Source organism: Proteus sp. GOKU (genome assembly GCF_015475555.1).
In the GTDB taxonomy this organism is placed as follows: domain Bacteria; phylum Pseudomonadota; class Gammaproteobacteria; order Enterobacterales; family Enterobacteriaceae; genus Proteus; species Proteus mirabilis_B.
Genome location: NZ_CP034105.1, coordinates 2032212 through 2044405, shown reverse-complemented (window position 1 = coordinate 2044405; position 12194 = coordinate 2032212). Strand labels below are relative to the sequence as shown.

The following is a 12194-nucleotide window of genomic DNA, read 5'->3' as shown; positions in this document are numbered from 1 at the left end:
TTACACCTCCTCTGGGTTTGCCAGATGACCAGTGGTATCACCCACAGGACGGCTATTGGCATTTAATTTAAGGACAATATTTGGCTTGGTGTATTTTGCTGAAGGAAGCGGGGCGATTTCAGCTAAATCACCATATTTAGCGCGTAACTCTTCAATCGGTGCCATATCTAATGCACGCAGTGGGCAAGATTCGACACAAATTGGTTTTTTGCCTTCGGCTACACGTTCATAGCAACCATCACATTTGGTCATATGACCTTTGACTTCATCAAATTGCGGAGCGCCGTAAGGGCAAGCCATATGGCAATAGCGACAACCGATACAAATATCTTCGTTAACGACAACAAAGCCATCTTCACGTTTATGCATCGCACCACTTGGGCAAACTTTGGCACAAGCGGGATCGTCACAGTGGTTACACGAAATAGATAAGTAATAAGCAAAAACGTTTTGTGTATAAACACCATCTTGCTCTGTCCAATCACCACCTGCATATTCATAGATACGGCGGAAATTGACCTCAGGGGATAAATTTTTAAAATCCTTGCACGCCAGTTCGCAGGTTTTGCAGCCGGTGCAACGACTTGAATCAATATAAAAACCATATTGCGTTGACATAACCAGACTCCTTACGCCTTGACGACTTCAACAAGATTACTGTGAGAAGGATTACCCTTAGCGAGAGGTGAAGGGCGTTGTGTCGTTAACACGTTAATGCTACCTGCATGATCGATACGGTTGCTATCTGGGTTATACCAAGCCCCCTCACTTAAACCGACAACGCCCGGTAAAATACGAGGTGTGACTTTTGCATTAATTCGAACTTCACCACGATCGTTATAAATACGCACTAAATCACCGTGTTTGATACCGCGTTTAGAGGCATCAACAGGGTTGATCCACATTTCTTGAGGGCAAGCTGCTTTTAAGACATCAACGTTGCCATAAGTTGAGTGAGTGCGTGATTTATAGTGGAATCCTGTCATTTGTAATGGATATTTTTCCATTGTCGGATCGCCATAACTTTCAAAGCCAGCGGAATAGACAGGCAGTGGATCAATCACATCGTCAGACGCCAGTTCCCATGTCGCTTTAATGTTGGCAAGTTGAGAAGAATAAATCTCAATTTTGCCTGATGGCGTGGTTAATGGGTTATTTTCAGGATCTTCACGGAATTTGCGATAGGCAACGTGATGACCTTCAGGATCGCGTTTTTTGAAGATACCTTGAGCACGGAATTCTTCAAAAGTCGGCAGTTCAGGTAAGTTTTGACGAGATTGCTCGTAAAGATGACGTAACCACTCTTCTTGAGTACGGTTTTCAGTGAATTTTTCACCCACACCCATACGTTTTGCAATTTCGCTTGTCATTTCATAGATATTGCGACTTTCAAAGCGAGGTTTGATTGCCTGATCAGCGAAAATAACATAAGCCATATTACCCGCTGAAGCATCCATACAGAAATCCATCTGTTCTGATGCGGTGCAATCAGGAAGTAGAATGTCGGCATATTTAGCAGATGCTGTCATGTGGTTATCAATCACCACAATCATTTCGCATTTTTTATCGTCTTGCAAAATATCATGAGTACGATTGATTTCAGAATGCTGGTTAACTAAGCAGTTACCCGCGTAGTTCCATACCATTTTGATAGGTACATCAAGTTTGTCTTTACCACGAACACCATCACGGGTCGCGGTCATTTCAGGACCACGTAAAATAGCATCCGTCCACATAAACATGGAAATGCTGGTGGTGACAGGGTTAGTTAAAGTCGGCATACGAACAAAAGGAATACTGTAAGAGCCTTCACGAGCACCAGTATTACCGCCGTTAATTCCCACATTACCCGTTAAAATAGAGAGCATCGCAATAGCGCGAGAAGCAAGCTCACCGTTAGAACGGCGTTGAGGTCCCCAGCCTTGTGTAATATAAGCTGGTTTCGCTGTTGCGATTTCACGTGCTAATTTAACAATACGTGAAGCAGGAATACCGGTGATCTGCGCTGCCCATTCTGGGGTTTTGGGCTGACCATCTGCGCCATCACCTAAAATATAGGCCTTATAGTGACCATTTTTTGGCGCACCTTCGGGCATAGTGGTTTCATCGTAACCAACACAATATTTATCTAAGAAAGGCTTATCAACTAAGTCTTCTTTGATCATGACATAAGCTAGAGCATTGACTAATGCAGCATCTGTTCCCGGACGAATAGGTATCCATTCATCTTCACGGCCTGCACCTGTATCGGTATAGCGTGGATCGATGATAATCATTCGAGCATCAGATTTTTCACGCGCTTGCTCAACGTAATAGGTAACACCGCCACCACTCATACGTGTTTCGCCCGGATTATTACCGAACATCACGACGAGTTTGGTGTTTTCAATATCTGAAGGGCTATTACCATCTGCCCAACCACCATAGGTATAGTTTAAGCCAGCCGCGATTTGCGCCGTACTATAGTCACCATAGTGATTAAGATAACCACCACAACAGTTCATTAAACGTGCAATTAATGTTGCACCTGGTGGCCAAGACTTCGTCATGGTGCCACCTAAAGTACCAGTGCCGTAGTTTAGATAAATAGATTCATTACCATAATCTTTAATTAAACGTTTCATGGTATTTGAAATAGTATCAAATGCTTCATCCCATGAAATACGTTCAAACTTACCTTCACCGCGTTTACCTACACGTTTCATCGGGTAACGTAAACGGTCTGGATTATAAACGCGACGACGCATAGAACGGCCACGTAAACAGGCACGAACTTGGTGTAATTCTTCGTAGACATCATTGCCAGTGTTGTCAGTTTCGACGTACTTAATTTCACCATCAACCACATGCATACGTAATGGACAACGGCTACCGCAGTTTACAGTACAGGCGCTCCACACGACTTTTTCACTGTTGGTTGCTGGTTTTGTTTCTGAGGCAACGGCTTGATTAAAGGGGAGTGATAATCCACCAGCGGTTATTGCTAAACCACCCGCTGCACCCGTTTTGACAAAACGACGGCGAGATAAAGGAGTGGAAAGTAACGCCATCTCTTTGATGTTTTTCATACATTACTCACTTGATTATTTACATTTTAAGAAAAAATAGAAGCTAACAAGCTTATAAAGAAATAATTATTGTTATTGTTGTTAAGAAATAAGCACTTTAACGTAGGCAATAAAACCCAACTGTTAATGTGGATACTACGTATTTTCTAAAAGTTGTAGTTGCTTTACATCAAAGAAAAGTGATTTATTACAAGTGTTACCAGTTTTTAAGGTCATCTTAAGCTTTTGTATTAGTTATATTTAATCATTTGATTAATAGCTTTATATAAATAAATATATAACGATTAATTAAGTGTTTTGATGTTATCAGTAACATTTGTTGGGCGTATTTTCTTGTTTCTATCTATATGATTTTCTTAGTCCAATAGTCATTTTTATTAATCTTTAGCTATCATTTTTAGAAGCTATAATTATCTAACAACCAATTAACCTATTTAGCTAAACAAAAATTAAAATTTGTTTAGCTTTCCGATATTGTTAATTACTTTTAGAGGTCTTAATTTGATTAATAAACACGCTTTTTTGTAGTTTAGATCACAATTAAATACCCTTTACCTGAGTTTTTATTGCTATCTTGAATTGATTTTTATTTAATCTAGTTGTTAGCTAAACCGGTTTAGTTTTTGTAATTAAACTAATACTCGCTACATAAATAAAAAAGAATGACAGAGGCTATGATGAATATTGAAAAAGTTGCTCACCAGCTTGTGCCTTTATTAGGTGGTGCTGAAAATATCGCAAGTGCAGCACATTGCGCTACGCGCTTAAGGCTTGTTCTTGTTGATGACTCAAAAGCAGATAAAGAAGCAATAAATAAATTAGAGGGTGTGAAAGGGTGTTTTAGTAATGCAGGACAAATTCAGGTTATCTTTGGCACAGGTCTCGTTAATAAAGTACATGCTGCATTTATTGCGGCAGCGGGTATTGGTGAATCAAGTAAATCCGAAGCTGCCAATATTGCGGCTAAAAAGCTCAATCCATTTCAACGAATAGCAAGGCTGCTTTCTAATATATTTGTACCCATTATTCCCGCCATTGTAGCGTCAGGTTTATTAATGGGATTATTGGGATTAATGAAAACTAACCAATGGGTAAGTCCTGATAATGCACTCTATATCATGCTTGATATGTGTAGCTCTGCGGCATTTATTATTTTACCTATTTTAATTGGTTTCACAGCCGCAAAAGAGTTTGGCGGAAACCCTTATCTTGGTGCGACACTCGGCGGAATTTTAACGCATCCCGCATTAACTAATGCGTGGGGTGTTGCTGCGGGTTTTAACACCATGAATTTCTTTGGATTAGAAGTTGCCATGATTGGTTATCAAGGCACTGTTTTCCCAGTATTACTTGCCGTTTGGTTTATGAGTGTATTGGAAAAACAATTACGTAAAGTTGTTCCTAACGCCCTAGACTTAATTATCACTCCATTTTTAACCGTTATTATTTCGGGATTTGTTGCGTTATTAGTCATTGGCCCAGTCGGTCGTCTTTTAGGCGATGGTATTTCATTAATCTTAAGTACCTTGATTACACAAGCCGGCTGGATTGCGGGGCTGATTTTTGGTGGACTCTACTCTGTGATTGTTATTACAGGCATCCATCATAGTTTTCATGCGGTTGAAGCCGGTTTACTAGGCAATCCTAATATTGGGGTTAATTTCTTATTACCTATTTGGGCAATGGCGAATATTGCTCAAGGTGGTGCTTGTATTGCCGTTTGGTTTAAAACCAATGATGCAAAAATTAAAGCTATCACAATCCCATCAGGTTTTTCCGCTATGTTAGGTATCACTGAAGCGGCAATTTTCGGGATTAATTTACGTTATGGAAAACCGTTTATTGCTGCGTTAATTGGCGGTGCTGCTGGAGGCGCTTGGGTTGTCGGTTCTCATGTTTATATGACCGCGGTTGGTCTTACTGCTATTCCGGGTATCGCGATTGTACAAGCAGGTTCAATTATGAATTATGTTATTGGTTTAGTGATTGCATTCTTAACAGCCTTTGTTCTTTCTCTTTTACTGAAATATAAAGTGGAGTCTGCATAAATGATAAAAAGCGAAGGGTTATCTGCAATTTTACAAGCGGTTATGCGTAATAGTACTAAAGCTGTAAAAGATAAATACTATCCTCATTGGCATTTAGCACCAGTAACGGGATTATTAAATGATCCCAATGGATTTTGCTTTGATGGTGAATACTATCATCTGTTTTATCAGTGGAACCCTTTGTCTTGTGAGCATAAAAATAAATGTTGGGGGCACTGGCGTTCAAAGGATCTTATTACTTGGCAACATCAACCCATTGCGTTATTGCCTGATGAATTTTATGACAAAGATGGCTGTTATTCTGGTAGTGCGGTGATCCATCAAGGGCAATTAACTCTTTGTTATACCGGTAATGTAAAATTTGAAGATGGCTCACGCACAGCTTGGCAATGTTTAGCCGTAGAAAATAAACAAGGAGGTTTTGATAAGTTAGGGCCAGTCTTAGGGCTACCAGAAGGTTATAGTGGTCATGTTCGTGATCCTAAAATTTGGCAATATAACAATGTATGGTACATGGTATTAGGCGCACAAACGTTAGATAAACAGGGTAAAGTTTTACTTTATCGTGCATCTCACTTATATCAATGGCAATTAGTCGGCGAGTTAGCCGGAAGTCATTTAGGTGGTTTAAATGACGTGGGTTATATGTGGGAATGCCCAGATCTCTTTGAGCTTGATGGACACTTTATTTTATTAGCTTGTCCTCAGGGAATAAAAAAAGAGCAACATCGATTTTTAAATTCTCACCCTAGCGCCTATTTAATAGGAGATTTTGATTATTCAACCCTGCAATTCCAATATGGTGATTTAATTGAGCTAGATGCTGGTTTTGAATTTTATGCACCTCAAACAACACTAGCTAATGGTAGACGTCTATTATTTGGTTGGATGGGGGTTCCTGATGGAGAAGAAATGTATCAACCGACTATTGCTAATGGTTGGATACATCAAATGACATGCCCTCGTGAATTATATATAAAAGAAAATAAGCTTTATCAACAACCCGTAAAAGAGTTACAGCAACTCAGACAAAAGCCAGTATATTGGCAAGGTTTGGCTGATGATGCGCCAGACATTAATGGATTTTCGTTTGAACTTGAAGTAGAACTATTCGGCTCTCTCGCTATTCATTTTTCTGATACTCTTGTTTTCACTATTAAAAACAACCAAGCCGTGTTAAAACGCCGTAGTGTCAAAAACGGAGAGTGGCAATCACGTTTCTGGTCTGGTGATATAAAACATCTTCAAATATTATGTGATAATTCTAGTGTGGAAATTTTCTTTAATGGTGGAGCTGGCGTGATGAGTAGCCGTTTTTTTCCTTCAGAAAAACAGACTATCTGTTTCTTGGGGAAAGACACAATAAACCTCACAACTTGGCAACTAAAGAATGCATTACTTAGTTAAATACGACTATATAAACGATAAAACAGTTTAAGTTCAGCGAACGTGACATTAAGTAGAATAACAGTGAAAAAACAAAAACGTATCACGATCACCGATATTGCAAAATTAGCGGGTGTTTCAAAAACAACGGCAAGTTTAGTGTTAAATGGCCGAGGTAAAGAGATGCGTGTTTCTGATGATACCATTGCGCGTATTACGACCATTGCGGAACAATATCAGTATCAACCTAATATTCACGCTCGCTCTTTACGTGATAATCGTAGTTATGCGTTGGGATTAGTTATTCCTGATATTACTAATTATGGTTTTGCTTCCGTGGCTTATGAGCTAGAAATATTATGTAGAGAAGCGGGTATTCAATTACTTATTTCTTGTACTGATGAAAATGCGGCTCAAGAAACGCTAGCAATAGAACATCTATTATCACGACAAATCGACGGTTTGATTGTCGCTTCTTGTTTACAAAGCGATGTTGAATATCAACGTTTAAGTAAACAAATACCTGTTGTGTTATTTGACCGTTATTTTGAAGGAACAACACTGCCTTTTGTTGTCACCGATTCAATTACGGCAACACAACAACTTATTGCAGAAATTGCTTCGACAAAAGGCATTGATGAGTTTTACTTTTTAGGTGGACAATCAACGCTTTCACCGACTAAAGATCGTCTTTTAGGTTTTACGCAAGGGCTTTCACAAGCAAATATTAATCTGAAATCAGAGTGGATCATTCATGGGCATTATCACCCAAGTTCAGGTTATGAAATGTTTGGCTCTTTGTGTGCATCGCTAGGGCGATCGCCTAAGTTTGTTTTTACTTCTGCTTGTGGCTTATTAGATGGCGTGTTGCGCTATCTAAGTCAAAATAAAATTATGCAAAATGAAGTCTATTTAGCAGGTTTTGATGATCACTATTTGTATGATTCATTATCAATACCAATAGATACTGTTGCACAAAATAATCCTGAATTAGCGTCACACTGTTTCCGACTGGTTATGGGACTAATTAACCAGACAAATTTAGAAGTTCATCAAATTTTTGTTCCAGCAAAAATTCATCAACGGCATGAGTAAGATTGAGCAATTTTATGCAATCATCAGTATAGTGTTTATGATACAAGCTGATGATTTTTATTGTTGATGGAGTCAATATTCAATGCGACAAGAGCAGGCTAGACTTATTCACCTTCCTGAGCTTAATAGCCTTGCTTATCTGCAAGCTGAATATCTACATCAAACTTTCTCGCGCCATACTCATGAAGGCTTTTGTATCGGAGTTATTGACGATGGCGCACAACAGTTTTATCGAACAGGAAGCGAACATATCGCACCTAAAGGCGATATCATTATTGTCAATGCAGATGAAATCCACACAGGCTCTTCTGCGGTTGAATCTGGCTGGGCGTATCAAGCTATTTATCCCACACCAGAATATCTGCAAACATTAACGCGTGATTTGCAACAAGAACGTGGTTCAACACCGTGGTTTCCAGATGCCGTTATTCACGATCCAGGTTTAAGCCAGCAGCTTTTATTGCTCTTTTCATTATTAGAACAACCTAATAATTTTCTACTTAAAGAGTCGCTGTTACTTTCAACAATGGCAATGTTGATATTGCGTTATAGCAAAACACGAATTCAAGAAAAGCCGTTGAGTGCAATAGGGCAACGGTTGCAATGGGTAAGTGAATTAATGAATGACGCACCCGAAAATGAATTTTCACTTAATACCTTAGCGGAGATGGTAAATTTAAGCCCTTGGCATTTTCTACGTCAATTTAAAAAAGAGATTGGTATGACGCCTCACGCTTGGCTTATTCAAGCGCGAATTCGCAAAGCAAGACAGTTACTTTCTTTAGGTCATACGCTTTCTGATGTCACACAACTTTGTGGCTTTTCGGATCAAAGCCATTTCCATCGCCATTTTAAAAATGCCATTGGTGTCACGCCGGGTAATTATTTAAAAGGGCTTCGATTGTCATCCTCTTTAAAATCCCCTTTATTATCGTAAAAATAAATGACAGTAAAAAAGTACAGCGTAATAAAAAAACAAAATAGCAATTTTATACAATCCCATTTATCTTTACTGACTGATAATCATTCTCCATAGAATTAATGTATTAGAAGTGAAGACAGGTAAATGGAAAAAATCAAAAATAATAATGAAGATGGGCAAGTAATGCGTGCTTTCGGCCTTGGTGCTTTGCATGTTTTGCCTTTATGCCTTGCAGTTATTCCTTGGGGAATATTAGCGGGCTCAATGGCGGTTGATGCAGGGTTAACCTTTGCACAAAGTGTCGGAATGTCTGCAATTATATTTGCAGGAGCAGCACAACTAGTCACACTAGGATTAGTGGTTTCTGGTGCAGGAATGCTGACTATTATTGTTTCTGTTTTTTTTATTACAGCACAACATCTTTTATACGGGTTGACCTTACGTCCACATGTTGCCCATTTAAAATGGTACCAACGTATTACGATAGGCTTTTTATTAACGGATGAGCTTTTTGCTGTTTCAGCACAACCTAAAGTAAAACTCACACCTGCTTATATGATAGGTGCGGGATTATGTTTTTATTTAGCGTGGGTAGCTGTCAGTATTGTCGGTATTATTATGGCAAGCCAAGTTTCTGACTTATCTCGTTATCATCTTGATTTTTCTATTGTTGCTACTTTATTGGCGATTGTTATTCCGTTAATAAAAACATTTAGCACGTTAGTGGGTGTTATTGTCTCTTTTTGTCTCTCAATTATTTTCAGTTGGTTGAATATAGAAGGTGGCGTAGTTATTGGTGGATTAACAGGCATGTTTATTGCTGTTTGTGTAGCTAGAGCAAGAGGAGAACAAAAATGACATGGTCGTTATTATTAATTTTGGCACTGGTCATTTTCATGTTGCGTTATTTCTTTCTTGAACCGGCGATCCCCGTCAAATTACCGTCAGTGATCAGACAAGCATTAGGATATTCTGCGCCTTGTTTATTAACAGCAATTTGTGCGCCAATCGTACTGTTAGAGAAGGGCGAATTTAAAGGTATCTTAGATAATCCTTATCTTTGGGGAACCTTATTATGTGTAGGATTAGCACTTAAAATACGTAATACCTTAGTGGTGGTGTTACTCACATTAGTGGGTTTTTATCTGCTCAATGCCTTGTTAAACTAAATATCAAGGTGATTTTATTTAACATGACATTTACATTTTAAAATTATCATTTCTGTAATAATATAAGTTGTTATTTTTTCAGCCGTCTTTGAACGGCTGATTCTACCTCTCTTTTCTTAATCACCATTCTTTATTCGACTCGTTTCACCTCTCACTTTTAACGTATACCAATTGATGTTGTGTTAAAAAAATGTGATCTAAATTGCTTCGATTTGGTTTTGCTTTTGCTTTTGGTTTTTTGTTTTGAATACCATCGCAGAATCACTGACCTGATCTCCTTATTCTCGTTATCAATGATACGGAGGCACTTTATATGTTTTCAGAAGAACGGCGACAGGAAATTTACACCATCATCAGGGAACAAAAGAAAGTTAAAGTGGCTCAGCTTGCGGAGAAATTCAGTGTCACATTGGAAACTATCCGCAGTGATTTGAAATACCTTGAAGGAGAAGGGTTGATCAAACGTTGTCATGGTGGCGCCATACTAGGGAAACAAGAAATTAAAAAAATAAGTAAATTTAGTGATAGTTTTGATATTTCATGTTTATTGCACGATTTATTAATCGTGAGAGAACGTAGAGATAGAAAGCCTGAAGGCAAAGTCTGTGTACTGGGATCGTTTGTGGTCGATATTATTGCCAATGTCGATTCTTTTCCAAAAGTTGGTGAGTTAATTAACTCTAAAAGTAACTCGATAGGTCCCGGAGGCAAAGGAACAAATCAGGCAATGGCTGCCAGTTTTTCTGATGCGAAAGTACACTTAATAACGAAAGTGGGTGAAGATCATTTTAGTAAATACGCTTATAAATATTTACAAGAAAGCGGAATTGATTCTTTTACTATTTTTCAAACAGAAATAGAACCAACAGGTAGTTCAATTAGTTATTTGGCAGATAAAACACAAAACAATATTACAGCAACTTATTTAGGGGCGAACAATACATTCTCAGATCAAGAGATTGATATTTCTTTACCTTATGTAAGTGAAGCGGATGTGTTATTGCTCCAAGGTGAAATTAATATAGAAGCCAATATTAAAGCTGCACTGTTTGCAAAATCCGTTAATAAAACAGTCGTACTTAATGTTGCGCCTTATAACGAAAACCTAAAGCAACTCTATTCAAATCTTGATTTTATTACCTTAAATGCCAATCAAGCATCACATTGGGCTGACATTGAAATAAACGACATTAATGATGCTAAACAGGCTATTGGCGTTATTTCAGGTGATGAAAACAAGAAAGTGATTATCTATATGGATGAGCTTGGTGTGGTCTATTTTGATGGACGAGCCACATTTCATATTCCCCCTATGCCATCGTTGCGAGTGGATACGATGGCAGCCACGGATGCTTTTAACGGCGCATTTGCTTCAAAAATAGCGGCAGGAGGCACAATGCATGAGAGTGTATTATTTGCCAGTGCTTTCCTCTCTGCATTTATAGAACAAAAAGGCGTAACAGCAATGCCTGTGCTTTCTCAAGTTCAGGCTCGCCTTAAATCAAGGCTCGAAGATATTCGACCACAAATAATCTGCAATGAGAAAAGGTGCATATAATGAAAAAAACACTTCTGGCATTTACCCTATGCAGTTCCATTTTTACACTTCCGGCTTTTGCTCAATACCCTGAAAAGCCGATTACTATTGTTGTTCCTTGGGCTGCTGGAGGCAATACTGATACAGTTGCACGCTTAGCAGCTAAAGGACTACAAGAAGAATTGGGTGTGACCGTTAACGTGGTAAATAAAACCGGCGGTAGTGGTGTTGTAGGTCACGATGCGATTAAAAATGCAAAACCTGATGGCTACACGCTGGGTATTGCAACGGTTGAAATTACCATGATGCATCATCAGGGAATGACGAATTTAACTTATCAAGATTACACACCGATCACTCGTCTTGCTGTTATTTATGGTGGATTACAAGTTGGAAAATCTTCGCCATTTAAAAATGCACAGGAAATTATTGATTATGCGAAAGCAAACCCAGGCAAATTAAAAGCATCGGGTAGTGGCTTAAATTCAATCTGGCATCTCAATACGATTGGTATGTTACGTGCCGCAGGATTGCCTGATAACGCCATTCGCTTTATTCCATCTCAAGGCGCAAGTGCTGCATTACAAGAGCTTGCTTCTGGTGGTGTTGATATTGTGACGTCTTCATTAGGTGAAGCGGACAGTATGGTAAAAGCTGGATTAGTGAAGCATATGGCAATTATGTCAAATGAGAAGTCTGCTTTTTATCCTGATGTACCGTTATTCAAAGAAGCCACTCCTTATAACTGGGATCTGCAAGCGTGGAATATGCTAGTTGCACCAAAAGGGCTAGATAAAGAAGTACAAGATAAACTCACTGCAGCAATGAAAAAAGTGTATGCCTCTGGTGAGCTAGCCGAGTTTGCAAATAAACAAGGTTTTGAAGTTATTGAATTATATGGCGATGATGCCACTCAATTTATGGCCAATGAAGATAAAAAGTTTGGCGAAATTATAAAGAAATAACTGA

The 12194-nt window shown here is 38.7% G+C and carries 10 protein-coding genes; 8 read left to right on the top strand and 2 right to left on the bottom strand.

Annotation, left to right across the window (positions count from 1 at the left end; genetic code table 11):
- Complete coding sequence (locus EHE21_RS09535) at positions 1 to 618, bottom strand: DMSO/selenate family reductase complex B subunit (RefSeq protein WP_023582154.1); 618 nt, start codon at positions 616 to 618, stop codon at positions 1 to 3.
- 11 nt (positions 619 to 629) lie between these two features.
- On the bottom strand, positions 630 to 3068 hold the full coding sequence (gene dmsA, locus EHE21_RS09530; protein WP_194952545.1) for a dimethylsulfoxide reductase subunit A: 2439 nt from the start codon (positions 3066 to 3068) through the stop codon (positions 630 to 632).
- Between the two features lie 677 nt (positions 3069 to 3745).
- Here dmsA and EHE21_RS09525 point away from each other — a divergent pair.
- From EHE21_RS09525 to EHE21_RS09490, 8 genes are all read left to right on the top strand, one after another.
- Complete coding sequence (locus EHE21_RS09525; RefSeq protein ID WP_088495538.1) at positions 3746 to 5116, top strand: sucrose-specific PTS transporter subunit IIBC; 1371 nt, start codon at positions 3746 to 3748, stop codon at positions 5114 to 5116.
- Complete coding sequence (locus tag EHE21_RS09520) at positions 5117 to 6523, top strand: sucrose-6-phosphate hydrolase (protein WP_194952544.1); 1407 nt, start codon at positions 5117 to 5119, stop codon at positions 6521 to 6523. It begins immediately after the preceding gene.
- Between the two features lie 63 nt (positions 6524 to 6586).
- Positions 6587 to 7597 carry a LacI family DNA-binding transcriptional regulator gene (locus EHE21_RS09515; protein ID WP_194952543.1) on the top strand — a complete coding sequence of 337 codons (1011 nt, stop codon included), beginning with the start codon at positions 6587 to 6589 and terminating at the stop codon, positions 7595 to 7597.
- A gap of 82 nt (positions 7598 to 7679) precedes the next feature.
- Positions 7680 to 8534, top strand: a complete 855-nt coding sequence (locus EHE21_RS09510; RefSeq protein ID WP_194952542.1) for an AraC family transcriptional regulator — start codon at positions 7680 to 7682, stop codon at positions 8532 to 8534.
- A gap of 129 nt (positions 8535 to 8663) precedes the next feature.
- Positions 8664 to 9377 (top strand): AzlC family ABC transporter permease, encoded by a 714-nt coding sequence (locus EHE21_RS09505; protein WP_228766764.1) that lies wholly within the window; start codon positions 8664 to 8666, stop codon positions 9375 to 9377.
- Positions 9374 to 9688 carry an AzlD domain-containing protein gene (locus tag EHE21_RS09500; RefSeq protein WP_075673103.1) on the top strand — a complete coding sequence of 105 codons (315 nt, stop codon included), beginning with the start codon at positions 9374 to 9376 and terminating at the stop codon, positions 9686 to 9688. The genes EHE21_RS09505 and EHE21_RS09500 overlap by 4 nt, the downstream gene beginning before the upstream one ends.
- A 313-nt stretch (positions 9689 to 10001) precedes the next feature.
- The gene (locus EHE21_RS09495) at positions 10002 to 11246 is read left to right on the top strand and encodes a PfkB family carbohydrate kinase (protein WP_194952541.1); all 1245 of its coding nucleotides are present in this window, start codon (positions 10002 to 10004) and stop codon (positions 11244 to 11246) included.
- Complete coding sequence (locus EHE21_RS09490; RefSeq protein WP_072068128.1) at positions 11246 to 12190, top strand: tripartite tricarboxylate transporter substrate binding protein; 945 nt, start codon at positions 11246 to 11248, stop codon at positions 12188 to 12190. Before EHE21_RS09495 ends, EHE21_RS09490 begins: the two co-directional genes overlap by 1 nt.
- The last annotated feature ends 4 nt before the right edge of the window (positions 12191 to 12194 follow it).